The organism is Methylobacterium planeticum, assembly GCF_008806345.1.
Taxonomy (GTDB): Bacteria; Pseudomonadota; Alphaproteobacteria; order Rhizobiales; family Beijerinckiaceae; genus Methylobacterium; species Methylobacterium planeticum.
Genome location: NZ_VZZJ01000005.1, coordinates 33,966 through 49,611, shown reverse-complemented (window position 1 = coordinate 49,611; position 15,646 = coordinate 33,966). Strand labels below are relative to the sequence as shown.

The following is a 15,646-nucleotide window of genomic DNA, read 5'->3' as shown; positions in this document are numbered from 1 at the left end:
TCAGGGCTCCGCCAGCGGCAGGCCGCGGCTCTCCGGGCTCCAGTGCAGGTCCGGCGTCGTCGGGAACAGGCGCCGGTGGGCGAGGACCGCGTAGGTGTCGGTCATGCCCGCGATATAATCGGCGATCCGCCGGGCGACACGGCCCTCGCCCGCGCCCTCGAGGCCCGCGCTCCACTCCTCGGGCATGCGGGCCGGGTCCGCCGTGAAGGCCGAGTACAAATCGGCGACGATCTCGGCCGCGTGCGCCCGCACCGCCATCACGCCGGGGTGCCGGTACATGCGGGCGTACAGGAAGGTCTTGATCGCCGCGTCCGCCTCCGCGATCGCCTCCGAGAAGGCGATCACCGGCGCGCCGGCGGCGCGGATCTCCGCGACGCGCCCCGGCGCGAGGGCCGACAGGCGCCGGCTGCTCTCCGCGATCACGTCCTCGACGAAGCGGGTGATGACCCGGCGGGCGAGTTCGTGGATGCGCCGCGAGGTCTCGAGGCCCGGATGCAGCGCCTCGATCTCGTCGAGGAGGCCGCGCAGGAAGGGCACCTCCGCGAGGTCGGCGAGGCCGAACAGGCCGGCCCTGAGGCCGTCGTCGAGGTCGTGCGAATCGTACGCGATGTCGTCGGCGAGCGCGGCGGCCTGGGCCTCGGGCCCGGCGTAGCGGGCGAGGTCGAGGTCGTTCAGGGCATCGTATTCGAGGATCGCCGCCGGGATGCCGGCCGCGGCGTAGCGGGGCGTCGGGCGCCCGTCCGGCCGCAGCAACGGGCCGTTGTGCTTGACGAGGCCCTCCAGGGTCTCCCAGGCGAGGTTGAGCCCGTCGAAGCCGGCATAGCGCCGCTCCAGCCGGGTCACGATCCGGAGCGCCTGGGCGTTGTGGTCGAAGCCGCCGTGGCCGGCCATGCAGGCGTCGAGGGCGTCCTCGCCGGTATGGCCGAAGCAGGTGTGGCCGAGGTCGTGCGAGAGGGCGAGCGCCTCCGCCAGGTCCTCGTCGAGGCCGAGCGCCCGCGCCAGCGCCCGGGCGATCTGGCTCACCTCGAGGGTGTGGGTCAGGCGGGTGCGGTAATGGTCGCCCTCGTGGTGCACGAAGACCTGGGTCTTGTGCTTGAGGCGCCGGAAGGCGGTGGAGTGGATGATCCGGTCGCGGTCGCGCTGGAAGTCGCTGCGGGTCGGCGAGGCGGCCTCGGGGATCAGCCGCCCGCGGGTGGCCGCCGGGTCCGTGGCGTAGGGCGCGCGCCAGCGCTCACCGTTCTGCCGCAAGGCCGCTCCCTCATCCTTCGTCCGCCCTGGACGGGCTGCCGCGTTGCAGCGGGCGGTCCGGACCCATATCTTGTGGTCCGGGCCGCTCCTGGCAATCGCCAAAATGCCCGGCGGCCCGATTGGCCCCAGGCGAAACGCATGTCGAAACACATGTCGAAACGCATCCCGAGGCCGGTTCCCGAGAGGCAGAGTCCGACAGACATGGCCGAGATCACCCTGACGCCCCGCGCCGCCAAGCGCATCAACGAGATCATGGGCGCCGAGCCCCCCGGCGCCTCGCTGCGCATCAGCGTCAATGGCGGCGGCTGCTCGGGCTTCTCCTACGCCTTCGACGTGACGCGGGGCCGCGAGCCCGACGACGTCGCGATCGAGCGCGACGGCGCCACCGTCCTGGTCGACGCGGTCTCCCTCGAATACATGGCGGGCTCGACCATCGATTTCGTGAACGACCTGATCGGCCAGTCCTTCAAGATCGAGAACCCGCAGGCCACGGCCTCCTGCGGCTGCGGGACCTCGTTCTCGCTCTGAGCGGTCGTGGCGCCTCGACGACAGGCCGGGGCCCGCCTGCGGGCTCCGGGCACCTGCCCGATTGCCTCGACCCGGAAACTGCGGCACGGATGCGGGCCGTAGCGTTCGCCTTCCCGACCGACCTGAGACCAGCGCATCCCGCCAGCGATCCGGACAAGCTCATGACTGACCCGAAGGGCCGCGCCCGTCTCGCGCGGGCGGCACTGGCCTCCGTCTGCGCGCTCGCCCTCCTGACCGGGGCCGGCTCGCTCGCGGGGCCGAGCCTTGTGCTCGCCCAGGAGGCGGCCTCCGCCGTCCAGGACGTCACGCTGCAGGACGTCGCCCTGCCCTTCGGCGCCACCGTCCTGCGAGCGCCCCGCATCACCGTCAGCGGGACGCGCCTGTCGAAGGACGACCTCGTGGCGATCCTCAAGCCGGATTCCGCCGAGCCCTGGGCGAGCCGCCTCGCCCGCCTCGATGCCGCCAGCCTGACCATTCCGGAGCTGCGCTCGGACCATGCCGGCCCCGGCGCCTCGCGCCAGACCGTGGTCTACCGCGACGTCGCCGCCCGGGACGTGCGGGCGGGCCGCGCCGCCGAGCTCGTCGCCTCGGGGGCCGCCGTCACGGTGACGGGCGGGCCCGAGACCGGCTCGGGCACCTACGGCCGCATCAGCGCGACCGACCTCGACCTCGCGGCGCTCGCCCGCCTCTACGCGGTGGCGGGCGACGGCAAGGGGCCGGTCCAGAAGGTCTACGCCGCCGTCTCGATCGCCGACGTGGTCTACACCGACGACCGCGGCACCACCGTGAAGCTCGCCCGCATCGAGGGCCGCGACCTCGGCGGCCGCCAGATCCCGGGCGGCTGGACCGGCGCCCTCGCGGCCTTCTCGGGCGTCGACCTCGACAAGGCCGATCCGGCCCAGCGGGCCCGGATCACCGGCGCGGCGGCCGACCTCGTCGAGGCGGTCCATGTCGGGGCCCTGGAGGCGCGGGGCCTCAGCCTCAGCGAGACCAAGGGCAAGGACCCGCTCCTCGTCGAGATCGGCCGGATGGCCTACGCCAACCCGCTGGCCGAGCCCGGCCGCGAGGCGACCGCCCTCCCGGGCGCGGCCGCCAGCATGAACTTCGAGGACGTCGCCTTCGCGCAGGGGGGCCTGCGCTCGCGAGTCGGGCGCCTGTCGCTCACCGGCTTCTCGCTGGCGCCCACCGTCGCGACGCTCCGCCGCCTCGCCGGGCCCGACGCCAAGCCCACCGACGAGGAACTGCGCCGCCTGACCCCGGTCCTCGGCACCCTGGCGATGCAGGACATCAGCCTCGACCTCCCGGCCGACGAGGTCGCGGCGGCCAAGGACGCCGGCAAGGACTTCGGCAAGGACGCGGGCAAGAGCGCCGGGAAGGATGTCGGCAGGGACGCGGCCCGGGAGACGCGCCGGGAATCGGCCGCCGACCCCCTGGCCGAGGCGGCGCGCCGCGGCGCCGCGCCGGCCGTCCCGAAGCCCGGCGCCAAGGTCGGCGCGCCCGTCCACGTCACCCTGCGCAACGCCGCCATCACCTTCGGGCCGCCCCAGGACGGGGTCCCGACCGCGAGCCGCATCAGCCTCACGGGGCTGACCCTGCCGGCCTCGACGGTGGCGGGCCTGCCCGGCCTCGGGTCCCTCGCGGCCTACGGCTACCAGGACCTCGACCTCAACCTCGTGGCCGACACCGCCTGGGACGAGGCCAAGCGCGAGCTCGCCCTGCGTGAGGTCTCCGTCTCCGGCAAGGACATGGGCACCCTGCGGCTCGCCGGCACGCTCGGCGGCATCAGCCCCGAGATGTTCGATCCCGACGCCTCGGTCTCGGGGCTCGCCATGCTGTCGGCCACCGCCAAGGCCGTCGACCTGACCATCGAGAATACCGGCCTGTTCGAGCGCTTCATCTCGGCCCAGTCCAAGGTGCTGAGCCTCAAGCCCGACGAGCTGCGCCAGGAATACGTCACCGCGAGCGTCCTCGGCGTGCCGGTGATCCTCGGGAACTCCCCCGCCGCCAAGGCGATCGGCGCCGCGATGGGCCAGTTCGTGACGAAGCCCGGCCGGCTCTCGGTGAGCGCCAAGGCCAAGGACGGCGCCGGCCTCGGCGTCGCCGATTTCAGCACGGCCGGCTCGCCCGCCGCGCTGCTCGACAAGCTCGAGGTGAATGCCAAGGCGAACTGATCCGCCGCACTGACCCGCCGCGTCGGCCTGCCGAACTGAACCCATCGGGGCATCGCCGCGGCCGCGGCGCGCCCCTGCGCCGCAAGATCTCGGGGCATTGCCCCTGTTCTCGTCTGACTTGGCTGTATTTTTAATCCAGTGTTCAGGCGGGAAACCAGATGATCCCCCGAATGGGGAGCGCGGATGGGCCGTTTTGGTGTTTCTGTCCCGACGACGGAGACCGATACCATGTGCGCCGCGAAGGCATTCCGGCGCGAGGGCGGCGCCGGGGACGAACGGCGCGGGCGAGTCTCGTGCTGCTCCTGATCGGCCTGACCCTCGGCGCCGGCGTCACCACCGCTCTGGCGGCCCGGCGCCGGCCGCAGCATCGCGTCGGCTACGAGCGCGCGGCGGGCCTCCTCCTCCTGACCGGGCTCGTCATGCTCGGGATCGGCCTCGCGGGCTTCCTGCGGTTCTGAGGTCCCGGAGCATGTCCGCGCCGAAGCGCCGGCCGGCCGGGCGCGGGACGGCGCCCTAATCCGCGATCACCCCGGGATAGCGCGCCGCGAGGTCTCGGCGCTTCGCGTCCGCCCAGGCGCGGCCGCGCCCGCTCCGGGGCAGGTCGAGGGACACGGTGCCGACGAGGCTCGCCGGCCGGGGCGAGAGCAGGAGCAGCCGGTCGGCGATCTCGATGGCCTCGCCGACGTTGTGGGTGACCATCAGCACGCTCATGCCGAGCCGGTCCACCGCCCCGATCACGAGGGCGCGCAGGGCGGCCGCCGCCGCGTCGTCGAGGGAGACGAAGGGCTCGTCGAGGACGAGGAGGCGCGGCTCGTCGGCGAGCGCCCGGGCCAGGGCGACGCGCCGCTGCATCCCGAGCGAGAGGGCGCCCGGGTAGCGCCCGCGCCAGGGCGTCAGGCTCAGGGATTCGAACAGGGCGTCGAGGGGCCGGTCGCGCCGCGCGCGGGGGAGCGCGAGGCGCACGTTCTGCTCCACCGTCCGCCAGGGCAGCAGGCGTGGATCCTGGAACACCATGCCGGTCCCGGTGCCCCCGTCCCGGGGATCGGGCTCGACCGCGCCCTCGAAGTCCCGGTCGAGGCCGAGGAGGATGCGCAGCGTCGTGGTCTTGCCGGCGCCGGACGGGCCGATCAGGCAGACCACCTCGCCCGGCGCCACCGCGAAGGCGAGGTCGCGCACCGCCTCGACGGGCTCGCTGCGCCTGGCCCGGTAGACCTTGCGCAGGACGCGCACGCGCAGCACCGGCCGGATCCCGGCCTCCTGGCCGGTCTCCTGGCCGGCCTCCAGCCCGCCGATCCCCTGACCGGCCCCGTGACCGGCCCCTTGGCCGGCGACCCCCGCGGTCCGGGCGGATCCGTCAGCGCCAGCGTCGGACATGGGCGTCGAGGGGCTGCAGGACCAGGGTGTCGAGGGCGAGCATGACCGTCATGAAGACGAGGCTGTAGCCGATGACGGCGGTGACGTCGAAGAGCTGGAAATAGTAGTTGATCGCGAAGCCGACCCCGTTCGGACGGCCGATCAGCTCGACCACCAGGACGATCTTCCAGGCGAGCGAGATGCCGGAGCGCGCCGCCGCCACCGCGAAGGGCTGGAGCTGTGGCACCAGCACGTGGGCGATCCAGGTGCGCCGGTCGAACCGGTAGGTGCGGGCCATCTCCTCGAGCCCGGGATCGAGGCCGCGGGCGCCCTCGCGCATGATCACCGCGACGTTCGGCAGCTTGTTCAGGGCCACCGCCACGATCGCGGCGGTCTCGGTGAGGCCGAGCCAGACATAGGCCAGCACCGTGATGACGAGGGCTGGGGTGTTCAGCACCACGAGGAGCGGCGTGTCGAGGGTGCGGTCGGCGAGGCGCGAGCGCCCGAGCAGCACCCCGAGCAGCACGCCGAGGCTCATGGCGATGACGAAGGAGATCCCGACCCGCCCCAGCGTCACCCCGACATTGAACAGCATGCCGCCGGTCTCGATCTCGCGCACCACGAAGGCCGCCACCGCGCTCGGCCCCGGCAGGGTGCGGGGATCGGCGAAGGCCGAGGCCACCTGCCAGAGGGCGAGTAGGACCAGGAGCGAGGCGAGACGCGCGGCGGCGGCCATGGGCGGCTAGCGCGGCCCGGGGGGGGATTGGAGCGGGCGGGGCGGGGCGCCGGCTCCGTCAGCCATTGCCCGAGCCGTCGAGATAGAGGCCCTGCGGCAGGACCTTGGCATCGCCGACGAGACGCTCGCCGCCCAGCCGCGCGAGGGTCGCGTAGATGGTCTCGGCATCGCCCCGCTCGACCGCGAGCGGGCGGCGCGGGATGCCCGCCAGGAAATTGCGCCTGAGGGCCTCGAAGGTCGGTTCGTCCTCGGCGGCCATCAGCGGGCGGACCAGCGCCCAGGCCTGCGGATCGGTGGCGAGCGCCTCCTTGGCGGCCGTGGAGGCGCGGGCGAAGCCCTCGACGGCGGCGGCCTTGCCCTGCACCGCGCTGGCCTCGATCAGGTAGCCGATCAGCGCGACCGAGCCCTTGGCGCCGAAGGCCCGCATGATGTCGTCGGCGCTGATCAGGCGGCGGTAGCCCTTGGCCTCCAGGCGCGCGCAATAGGTCCAGTAGAGGAGCGCGGCGTCGAGCTCGCGGGTCTCGAGCTTCTGCATCAGCAGGGGTGGCGCCCCGTAGGCGACCTGGGCCGCGGCCTCGAGGTCGAGGCTGCCGCTCTCGCGGGCCTGGGCCCGGAGCAGGACCCAGTTCTTGTCGAGGGCCCCGCCCGCCACGCCGAGGCGCTTGCCGGCGAGGTCGGCCAGGGACTTGATCGGGCTGTCGGGGGGCACCATCAGGGCGCCCTCGGTGGTCGAGTAGGGCACGAACTTCACGCCGCGCCCCTCGTTGCGCAGGCGCGCGGCCCAGATCAGGTCGCCCACGATGGTGTCGAGCTGCTGGCCCTGGAAGGCGATGCGGGCGGCGTCGTTGCCCGCGAGCTTGACCGTCTCCAGGGTGAAGCCGTTCGCCGCGTCGAGCCCGCGCGCCTTGATGACCGCCGCCTCCCAGGAGGCGGTGCCGAAGGGCAGGACGCCGATCCGGATGGTCTCGCCGGCCGCGCGGGCCGGCCGGTTGAGGATCGCGGGCAGGGGCCAGAGCGCCGCCGTCGCGAGCAATCCGCGCCGTGACAGCATGGCGCCTTCTCCCCGATTGTGCTGCGACCGCCCGCGTCCCCGCTCCGGCCCGCGGGCGTCTCGCCTGGGCCGGGATGCGCAACCGTGACGATCCCCGTTGCGAACGTCCTTACGGCCTCGTGCCCCGGCCGTCCACAGGCCGGGGATGTGTGCTTTTGACCGGGGATGCGTGCTCTTGACCGGGGCGCGGGGCCCGGAAGCCCGGCCGGCCGCCGTGCCGCGGTCCGGTCGATCCGGCCTCCGCCCTGAAAGGCCCGGTCCCTTGCGCCGGCAACCCCGGAGGCGCAGGCTCGCGCCATCTCGATCTTGGAGGCTGCGATGGGCGAACGGCGCGAGGGCGTGCTTGACGACGAGGCGATCGTCGAGCGGCTGAGGACCGAACTGCCGCGTTGGCGCTACGAGGACGGCTGGATCCGCCGGACCTACAAGACCGCGGGCTGGAAGAGCACGCTCATGGTCATCAACACGGTGGGCCATCTCGCGGAGGCCGCCTGGCACCACCCCGATCTCACCGCCTCCTACGCCTGGGTCGAGGTGCGGCTGATGAACCACGCCGCCAAGGGCATCACCGAGAAGGACTTCGCCCTCGCCCGCAAGATCGAGGAGGTGATCGACTGGCAGCCCGGCACGGAGGGCGGCCCCCTCGAGGGCACCCCGACGGACCCGCGCTTCGCCTACATCAAGCACGACCGCTGAGGCCTCAGCCCGGCTGCTTCACCCGCCGGCACTCGGTCTTGAGGTAGGTCGTCCTGCCGATCTCCTCGCGCAGGTCGGTGCGGGCGATGATCTCCTGCCAGCCGCTCGAGCAGCCGAGCTCGTTCGCGACCCGGACCTTGCGCACCTCGATGGCCTTGTCGTCGGTGCAGGATTCGGTCGGGATCGCGCTGGCGCAGACCAGCACGACGGCGATGAAGCTGTTCATGGGGCGTCCTTCCTCGGCCGCGCCTGCGGGGCGGCTCCGCGGCGAGATGGGGCGGGCGCCTCCGCCGCCAAGCCGGCCGCGCCCGGGGCCGGCGCCCGTGGGCGCGCCCTACCCGACCGATACGATCCGGCTGGGGTCGAAGTTTCGGTCCTCGACCGGGTTCGCGACCCAGCGGCAGCGCCCGATCCGCAGGTCGTGCCCGGCGTGGAAATGGCCGGAGATCCAGACCTCCGGGCGCTCCGCGTCGGGCAGGTCGTCGAGGAGCGTCGTGGCGTAGAAGGCCGGCACCCACCAGGGCACCCCGGGGGCGTCCCGATAGGCGTCGGCCGCGCCCGGGCTCGCCGGATGATGCGTCACCGCCACCGTCGGACCGTCATGGGGGCGGCGCAGGGCGGCGAGCAGGGCCGCCCGCTCGGCCGCGTGCGCCGCCATGGCGTCGGCGGGCTGCCAGGGCGTGCGGTCGGCCTTGCGGATCGAGCCCCGGTATTCCCGCGAGCCCGTGACCGGATCGGTCATCCGGGCGGCCGCGTAGGCGACCGGGTCCTCGGGCCGGTCCGGCGTCTCGGGGGTGAGCCAGCGCCCGGCCAGCGACCAGTCGCTCCACAGGGTGGTGCCGACGAAGCGCACGCCGTCGATCACCACCGCGCCCCCGCCCCGGAGCAGGTGGATCGGGCCGCCCGGCCCCGCCTCGTTCAGGCGCGCGACCTCGCGCTCCAGCGCGGCGATCAGCTCCGGCGCGGTCCGGTCGTCGCCCGTCGGCGCGTAATGCTCGTGGTTGCCCGGCACCAGGACGACCGGCCTCTCGCCCGCGAGGTCGCGCAGGGTCGCGAGCCCGCGCTCCGGGTGCCCCTCGTGCAGGTCGCCGGCGCAGACGAGGACGTCGAAGGGCGCGCTCGGGCGCGGGATCAGGTCGGGCCGGCGCCGCTCGAGATGCAGGTCGGAGATGGGGAAGAGGCGCATCGTCAGGCTCCCGTGCGGCCCGGCCCGGCCGGGCCGGCCGGGCCGGCCACGCCGGTCTCCACCGCGCGCGCGGCGCGATGCTCGGCGCGGGCGGCCTTGAGGATGTCGTGGGCCGAATCCGCGTTGAGGATCGCGATCCCGGCCGCCGCCACGAGGTCCGGCCAGGCCGAGGGGTAGAGGGCGGTGGCGAGGCCGGCGGCGATCACCGCGAGGTTGGCCACCGTGTCGTTGCGGGCGGAGAGGTAGGCCGCGCGCGTCAGGCTGCCCGCCCCGTGCCGGTGCCGGGCGAGCATCAGCGCGCAGGCCACGTTGACGGCGAGCGCCCCCGCGCCGGTGAGCGTCAGCGGGATCGGCGCGGGGGCGGCGAGGTCCGAGACCTTCTCGTAGGCCGCGTAGGCGGTGGCGAGGGCGGGCACCAGCAGGATGCCGGCCAGGACCGTGCCGAGGCGGGCCCGGTTGCGCGCGCTCCAGCCGATGCCGGCGAAGATCAGCAGGTTGATCGCCGCATCCTCCAGGAAGTCGAGGCTGTCGGCGATCAGCGCCACCGAGCCGATGGAGAGGGCCACCGCGATCTCGACGCCGAAATAGGCGAGGTTCAGCCCCGCCACGCGGGCGACGACGGGGCGCAGGCGCGGCGCGGGCTCGGGCGGGAGGGACACGAAGGCTTCCGGATCTCGGGAGGGAACGGCCGGGCGGTCTCGCCCGCGCGCCCGCCTCATCGCGCATGGCCGGGCCGCCTGTCGAGGTGGAAATTGGGATGTGGAATTTTCCTGCGCGCGATACTGGATTCGGTGGCGCGCCTGTGCGAGGCCGGGCGCAATCTGCGCCGTATCGGCGCGCCGGATCACGCGAGAAGGGGCCACCGATGTTGCCGGAGCTGCGCATTCTGTATTTCGAGGACCTTGAGGTCGGTCTCTCCGAGACCCTGACCAAGGTCATCGCCTCCTCCGACGTGGTGGGCTTCGCCGAGATCACCGGCGACCGCAACCCGATCCACCTCTCGGAGCACTTCGCGGCGCGCACGCCCTTCGGCACCCGCATCGCCCACGGACTCTACACGGCGGGCCTGATCTCGGCCGTGCTCGGCACGCGGCTGCCCGGCCCCGGCGCCGTCTACATCAGCCAGACCCTGAACTTCCGCGCGCCCGTGCGCATCGGCGACACCGTCGAGGTCACCGTGGAAGTGGCCGAGCTGGTGCCCGAGCGCCGCCGCGCCCGCCTCACGTGCACCTGCTCGGTGGCCGGCGAGGTCGTGCTCGACGGCGAGGCCCTGGTGAAGGTGCCGAAGAAGGAGGAGGCCGACCCCCTGGCGATCCGCATGGGCGGGCGCCCGGGCGCCTGAGGGCTTGTCCGCGCCGATCCCCATCGACGATCCGGCCGATCCCCGCCTCGCCCCCTACACGGCGATGCGCGAGCGGGACCTGATCGGGCGGCAGGGCCGCTTCATCGTCGAGGGGGCCGTCACCCTGCGCCTGCTGCTGTCGCGGGCCGCGCGCTTCCGGGCGGAATCGATCCTCGTCGCCCCCGAGCGCTGGCCCGGCCTCGCGGACGCGTTCGCGGACCTGCCGGAGCCGCCGCCGGTCTACGCCGCCGCCAAGGCGGTGATGAGCGCGGTGGCGGGCTTCCCGATCCACCGCGGCGTCCTGGCGGTCGGGATCCGCGGGGCGGAGCCCGAGGCCGCCGCCCTGGTGCCGCCCGGCCCCGCGCCGGCCCTCGTCCTCGGGCTCGCGGGCCTGACGAACCACGACAATGTCGGGGGCCTGTTCCGCAACGCGGCCGCCTTCGGGGCGGATGCGGTGCTCCTCGACGCGGAGACCTGCGACCCGCTCTACCGCAAGGCGATCCGGGTCTCGGCAGGCGCCGCCCTGATCACGCCCTTCGCGCGGCTCCCGCGCGGCGCGGACTGGCTCGCTCTGGCCGAGCACCTCGGCCTCGTCCCCCTCGCCCTGTCGCCGGGCGGCGGCGAGACCCTGGCCGACCTGCCGCCCCTGCCCCGGGCGCTCCTCCTCGTCGGCACCGAGGGGCCGGGCCTGCCGGGGGGCCTGATGGCGCGGGCCCGCACCCTGCGCATCCCGATGGCGGCGGGCTTCGATTCCCTCAACGTCGCGACCGCGGGCGCCATCGCGCTGCACCACCTTGCCCGCCTCCCGCGACGCGGCTGAGGACGGTTGCGACCGGGCGCGCGACCGGGAGCGGGAGCGCGACAATGAGTGACAATTGCCTCGCGGTCGTCCCGACCTAGCTTGGCCTTGAGCAGGCCGGAAGGGTGTTCGACGGGCATCCGCGATTCGGACATCCTGGCCGGCGGGCGGCATGTTGCGGGAGTCATCGGCGTTGCTTCAGTCACGGGACGGCCTGCGGACCCTGTCCGGACGCCGGGTCATCATCGTCGGTGCCGGTCCCGGCGGCTTGGCGACGGCGCTCCTGCTCGCGCGCGCCGGCCTGCACGTCACGGTCTTCGACAAGGACGAGGCGGTCGGCGGCCGCACCAAGACCGTCGAGGCGCCGGGCAGCTACCGCTTCGACATCGGCCCGACCTTCTTCCTCTACCCCCAGATCCTGGCCGACATCTTCGCCTCCTGCGGCGAGCGCCTGGAGGACCATGTCCGCCTGGAGCGCCTCGACCCGCAATACCACCTCGTCTTCGAGGAGGGCGGCGAGATCCGCGCCACCGCCGACATGGACCGGCTCGAGGCCGAGGTCGCCCGCATCGCCCCGGACGATGCCAGGAACGTCCGCCGCTTCTTCGCCGACAACCGGGTCAAGCTGAAGTTCTTCAAGCCGGTGCTGGAGCAGGCCTTCCACACCCTGCGCAGCATGGCCTCCCCGGCGATGCTGACGGCGCTGCCGCACCTGCATCCCGGGCGCAGCGTCGACGGCGACCTCAAGCGCTACTTCGCCGACCCGCGCGTGCGCCTCGCCTTCGCGTTCCAGACCAAGTATCTCGGGATGTCGCCCTTCCGCTGCCCGAGCCTGTTCACGATCCTGTCCTTCCTCGAATACGAGCACGGGGTCTATCACCCGGTGGGCGGGTGCGGCGCGGTCTCCGAGGCGATGGCGGGTCTCGCCCGGCGCATGGGCGTCGATGTCCGCCTCGGCCAGGCCGTCGACCGGGTCACCTTCGCGGGCAAGCGCGCGAACGGCGTCGTGGCCGGCTCCGAGCACCTCCAGGCGGACGCGGTCGTGATCAACGGCGACTTCGCCAAGGTCATCCGGGACCTCGTGCCCCAGACCCACCGGCCGCGCTGGCGCGACGCCAAGATCGCCAAGGCGCGCCTCTCCTGCTCGACCTTCATGATGTATCTCGGGCTCGAGGGGCGGATGCCCGAGACGCTCGGCCACCACACCATCCTGCTGGCCAAGGACTACGCCCGCAACATCCGGGAGATCACCGACGGCACCCTGCCGATGGAGCCCTCCCTCTACGTGCAGCACGCCGGCTACACTGATGGCGGCATGGCGCCCCCCGGCCACACCGCCCTCTACGTGCTGGTGCCGGTGCCGAACCTGAAGGCCGGGATCGACTGGCCCGCGACCCGCCCGCCTTACCGCCGGCTCGTCCTCGAGCGCCTGAGGCTCCTCGGCCTGGAGGATCTGGAATCCCGCATCCGCTACGAGCGCATCGTCGATCCGACCCAGTGGCGCGACGATTTCGCGGTGCACGAGGGCGCCACCTTCAACCTCGCGCACGACCTGATGCAGATGCTGTACTTCCGGCCCCACAACCGCTTCGGGCCGGGCCTTTACCTCGTCGGCGGCGGCACCCATCCGGGCTCCGGTCTGCCGGTGATCTACGAGGGCGCGCGCATCACCGCGCGGCTCCTCATCGAGGAACTCGCCGGGGTGCGGGTGCCCGCCAGCGCGGTCGGCATGCCGGAGACGGCAGCCCTGACGGCGGGCGGCGAGGCTTCGTGAGGCGCCGCTCCGTCCTCGCCGCGGCCGGGCTCTGCCTGTCCGGGGCGGCCTCGGCCGCGGAGGTCGCCGTCGAGGTCGACGGCATCGAGCCCGGGCCGGGCTCCGTCTACGTGGCGCTCTGCCAGGGCGGCCTGTCCGAGTCCTCCTGCCGGGAGGGCCGGGAGGCCCCCGCGGGCGCGGCGCGGCGGCGCTTCGTCTTCGACGGCATCAGCCCGGGCACCTACGCGGTGGCGGCCTTCCAGGATCTCAACGGCAACCGCCGGCTCGACCGCACGCCGCTCGGCCTGCCCCTCGAACCCTACGCCTTCTCGGGGGATGCCGGTCGGACGGGGCGGCCGGACTTCGCCGGCGCCGCCTTCGCCCTGCGCGAGCCCGGAGCCTCGGTCCGGGTGCGGCTCGCCCGCGCCCTGCCCCGGCGCTGAGGCGGGATCCCGTGGGCGCCCCGGAGGAACAGGCGCCGCTGGTCGAGATCGCGGGCGCCGCGCTCAGCTACCGCGGCCGGCAGGTCCTGGCGGGCATCGACCTCGCCGTGCCGGCCGGTCGGACCTTGGCGCTCCTCGGGCCGAACGGCGCGGGCAAGACCTCGCTGATGCGCCTCGTCGCCGGGCGGCTGCCGCCGGATGCGGGCCGGGTCCGGGTCGGGGGGGCCGATCCGTTCCGGGTGCACGCGGCGCGGCGCGCCATCGGCTGGGTGCCCCAGGAGATCGCCCTCTATCCGCGCCTCACCGTGGCGGAGAATCTCGGGGTCTTCGCGCAGCTCGCCGGGATCGGCCGCCGCGCCCGCGGGGCGGCCGTCGAGGCGGCCCTGGCGCTCACCGACATCGCCGACGTCGCGCGCCGCCCCGTCGGCCTGCTCTCCGGCGGCTACCAGCGCCGGGTCAACATCGCCGCGAGCCTGATGGGCCGCCCTCGCCTCGTTCTCCTGGATGAGCCGACGCAGGGGGTGGACCTCGCCGCGCGGGCGGCGATCCACGCGGTGCTCGGGCGGCTGCGGGAGGACGGCACCGCCATCCTCCTCGCCACCCACGACTTCGCCGAGGCCGAGCGCCTCGCCGACCACGTCGCCTTCGTGGCCGGGGGGCGGATCGTGCGCGCGGGGGCGCTCGCCGAGCTCCTCGCCCGGATCCGATCCGGTGCCCCGGAGCACGAGGTCGCCCTCGCGCTGCCGCCGGACCCGGCGGCGGAGGCGGCCCTGCGCCGGGCCGGCTTCGCCCCCGTCGATACAGGGCTGACCTGGCGGGCCTCCGGCCGCGGCGGCCACATCCTCGACGGGGCCGCCCTCCTCGGGGCGCTGCGCCGGCAGGGCGTGCCGGTGAACGAGGTGCGGGTCCGGGCCCCGGGGCTCGACGCGCTCTACCTCGACGCGCTGCAATCCCGCGCCGGCGACCCGGTCCCGATCCCGCCTCGCCCCTTGAGGGCGGCCCGATGATCGGCGCCGCCTTCCGGGTCATGCTCCTGAGCCTCCTGCGCGACCGGGCGGCCCTGGTCATGGCCTTCGTGCTGCCGACCGTCATCTTCACGATCTTCGCGGCGATCTTCTCCGGCGCCATCGGCGACCGCATCCGCATCCATCTCGGCCTCGCCGACCTCGCCCGGACGGCCACGACCGCGCGCCTCATGGGTGCGCTCGAGGCCGACCCGTCCCTGCGCGTCTCGCGCCTCGACGGCACGAGCCTGGGCGACATCGTCGGCATCGTGCGCCGCGGCGAGGTCGACGTCGCCCTCGTGCTGCGCGGCGACCTCGCGGCGCCCCCCGCCGCCGGCACCGCCGCGCCGGCGCCCCCCGACCAGCCGGTGGTGCTGGTCGAGAGCCCGTCGCGGGCCCTCGCCACCCCCATCGCCCTCGGGCAGCTCCAGCGCGTGCTGAACGAATCCCTGCCCGACGTGGTGCTCTCCCGCGTCGTCGCGGATGTCGAGCGCACCGGCAAGATCGGCCCGGACGAGCGCGCCTTCCTGGACCAGGCCTTCGCCGAGCAGCGGGCCAAGCGCGAGCCCTTCTCCTTCGCCTCCCTGGTCGAGCGGCGGAGCACGGCGTCGGGCCGGGCGAACGAGCGCGTCGGCTACTACGCGGGGGCGATCACGGCGGTGTTCCTGCTCTTCGCCGCCATGCAGGGGGCGATGTCCCTCGTCGAGGAGCGCCAATCCGGCCTCGCCGACCGGCTGATGGCGGGTCCGGGCGGCCTGCACGTGGTCGTCCTCGGCAAGTTCGGCTTCCTGACCCTGCAGGGCCTCCTCCAGGCCGGGCTGATCTTCGCGGCCGCCGCCCTCCTGTACGGCGTCGAGATCGGCCCGCACTGGCCGGCCTGGCTCGCCACCTCGCTCCTCGTCTCCGCGATGGCGGCGGGCCTCGCGCTGGCGGCCTGCGCGGCCGCCGCCACCCGCCAGCAGGCCCACCTCGCCTCGACCTTCGGGGTGCTCCTGCTCTCGGCGGTGGGCGGCAGCATGGTGCCCCGCTTCCTGATGCCGCCCTGGCTGCAGCAGGCCGGCTGGCTCACCCCGAATGCCTGGGCCATCGAGGCCTATCAGGGCGCCCTCGGCGAGGGCTGGCACGCCGCGTCAATCGCCTGGGGCGTGCTCGGCCTCGCGGCCTGTCTCGGCCTCGGCGCCGCCCTGGCGCTGGTGTCCCGCCCGGCCGCGGCGCGCCCCTGATGCGCCGCGCGGGACGACGCACCGGCGGCGCGACCGGTTATCGCGTTGACCGGGACAAGCGGGCTTCTAGCTTAGCTTCCCAGGGGCGGATGACGCTCGTTGTCCTCCTCGGG

At 74.2% G+C, this 15,646-nt stretch carries 17 protein-coding genes; 10 read left to right on the top strand and 7 right to left on the bottom strand.

The genetic code is table 11. The features are described 5' to 3' along the window. Window positions 1–1,248, bottom strand: a complete 1,248-nt coding sequence (locus F6X51_RS07590) for a deoxyguanosinetriphosphate triphosphohydrolase (protein ID WP_150962637.1) — start codon at window positions 1,246–1,248, stop codon at window positions 1–3. 201 nt (window positions 1,249–1,449) lie between these two features. On the opposite strand from F6X51_RS07590, the gene F6X51_RS07585 reads away from it, so the two are divergent. From F6X51_RS07585 to F6X51_RS27740, 3 genes are all read left to right on the top strand, one after another. Further along, window positions 1,450–1,776 (top strand): HesB/IscA family protein, encoded by a 327-nt coding sequence (locus F6X51_RS07585; RefSeq protein WP_150962636.1) that lies wholly within the window; start codon window positions 1,450–1,452, stop codon window positions 1,774–1,776. A 161-nt stretch (window positions 1,777–1,937) separates the two neighbouring features. Further along, entirely contained in the window at window positions 1,938–3,947 is a 2,010-nt protein-coding gene (locus tag F6X51_RS07580; protein WP_150962635.1) for a hypothetical protein, read from the top strand. A gap of 293 nt (window positions 3,948–4,240) precedes the next feature. Continuing rightward, window positions 4,241–4,405, top strand: coding sequence for a hypothetical protein (locus F6X51_RS27740; RefSeq protein WP_191970033.1), 165 nt, complete (start codon window positions 4,241–4,243; stop codon window positions 4,403–4,405). Between the two features lie 55 nt (window positions 4,406–4,460). Here the strand turns inward: F6X51_RS27740 and F6X51_RS07575 are convergent, their stop codons facing one another. Genes F6X51_RS07575 through F6X51_RS07565 form a run of 3 tightly spaced genes read right to left on the bottom strand, consistent with a single transcriptional unit; the run spans window position 4,461 to window position 7,087 of the window. Further along, window positions 4,461–5,321: an ABC transporter ATP-binding protein gene (locus tag F6X51_RS07575; RefSeq protein WP_150962634.1), complete on the bottom strand. Its 861-nt coding sequence runs from the start codon at window positions 5,319–5,321 to the stop codon at window positions 4,461–4,463. Beyond that, window positions 5,302–6,036 (bottom strand): ABC transporter permease, encoded by a 735-nt coding sequence (locus F6X51_RS07570; protein ID WP_150962633.1) that lies wholly within the window; start codon window positions 6,034–6,036, stop codon window positions 5,302–5,304. Before F6X51_RS07570 ends, F6X51_RS07575 begins: the two co-directional genes overlap by 20 nt. A 58-nt stretch (window positions 6,037–6,094) precedes the next feature. Then, on the bottom strand, window positions 6,095–7,087 hold the full coding sequence (locus F6X51_RS07565) for an ABC transporter substrate-binding protein (RefSeq protein ID WP_150962632.1): 993 nt from the start codon (window positions 7,085–7,087) through the stop codon (window positions 6,095–6,097). A gap of 318 nt (window positions 7,088–7,405) precedes the next feature. Here F6X51_RS07565 and F6X51_RS07560 point away from each other — a divergent pair, with 318 nt between their 5' ends. Next, on the top strand, window positions 7,406–7,783 hold the full coding sequence (locus tag F6X51_RS07560; protein WP_150962631.1) for a 4a-hydroxytetrahydrobiopterin dehydratase: 378 nt from the start codon (window positions 7,406–7,408) through the stop codon (window positions 7,781–7,783). 4 nt (window positions 7,784–7,787) lie between these two features. Here the strand turns inward: F6X51_RS07560 and F6X51_RS07555 are convergent, their stop codons facing one another. The 3 genes from F6X51_RS07555 to F6X51_RS07545 all read right to left on the bottom strand — a co-directional run bounded on the left by F6X51_RS07555 (window position 7,788) and on the right by F6X51_RS07545 (window position 9,628). Beyond that, on the bottom strand, window positions 7,788–8,009 hold the full coding sequence (locus tag F6X51_RS07555) for a hypothetical protein (protein WP_150962630.1): 222 nt from the start codon (window positions 8,007–8,009) through the stop codon (window positions 7,788–7,790). Between the two features lie 108 nt (window positions 8,010–8,117). Next, window positions 8,118–8,969 carry a metallophosphoesterase gene (locus tag F6X51_RS07550; RefSeq protein WP_150962629.1) on the bottom strand — a complete coding sequence of 284 codons (852 nt, stop codon included), beginning with the start codon at window positions 8,967–8,969 and terminating at the stop codon, window positions 8,118–8,120. A gap of 2 nt (window positions 8,970–8,971) precedes the next feature. Further along, window positions 8,972–9,628 (bottom strand): cation transporter, encoded by a 657-nt coding sequence (locus F6X51_RS07545; RefSeq protein WP_246696678.1) that lies wholly within the window; start codon window positions 9,626–9,628, stop codon window positions 8,972–8,974. 206 nt (window positions 9,629–9,834) lie between these two features. Here F6X51_RS07545 and croR point away from each other — a divergent pair, with 206 nt between their 5' ends. From croR to F6X51_RS07515, 6 genes are all read left to right on the top strand, one after another. After that, window positions 9,835–10,311, top strand: a complete 477-nt coding sequence (gene croR / locus F6X51_RS07540; RefSeq protein ID WP_150962627.1) for a 3-hydroxybutyryl-CoA dehydratase — start codon at window positions 9,835–9,837, stop codon at window positions 10,309–10,311. A gap of 4 nt (window positions 10,312–10,315) precedes the next feature. After that, complete coding sequence (locus tag F6X51_RS07535) at window positions 10,316–11,131, top strand: TrmH family RNA methyltransferase (protein WP_150962626.1); 816 nt, start codon at window positions 10,316–10,318, stop codon at window positions 11,129–11,131. A 172-nt stretch (window positions 11,132–11,303) separates the two neighbouring features. After that, window positions 11,304–12,884: a phytoene desaturase family protein gene (gene crtI / locus F6X51_RS07530; protein ID WP_150962625.1), complete on the top strand. Its 1,581-nt coding sequence runs from the start codon at window positions 11,304–11,306 to the stop codon at window positions 12,882–12,884. Beyond that, window positions 12,881–13,306 carry a DUF2141 domain-containing protein gene (locus F6X51_RS07525; protein ID WP_150962624.1) on the top strand — a complete coding sequence of 142 codons (426 nt, stop codon included), beginning with the start codon at window positions 12,881–12,883 and terminating at the stop codon, window positions 13,304–13,306. The genes crtI and F6X51_RS07525 overlap by 4 nt, the downstream gene beginning before the upstream one ends. An 11-nt stretch (window positions 13,307–13,317) precedes the next feature. After that, complete coding sequence (locus tag F6X51_RS07520) at window positions 13,318–14,313, top strand: ABC transporter ATP-binding protein (RefSeq protein ID WP_150962623.1); 996 nt, start codon at window positions 13,318–13,320, stop codon at window positions 14,311–14,313. After that, window positions 14,310–15,533: an ABC transporter permease gene (locus F6X51_RS07515; protein ID WP_150962622.1), complete on the top strand. Its 1,224-nt coding sequence runs from the start codon at window positions 14,310–14,312 to the stop codon at window positions 15,531–15,533. Before F6X51_RS07520 ends, F6X51_RS07515 begins: the two co-directional genes overlap by 4 nt. Window positions 15,534–15,646 lie beyond the last annotated feature (113 nt).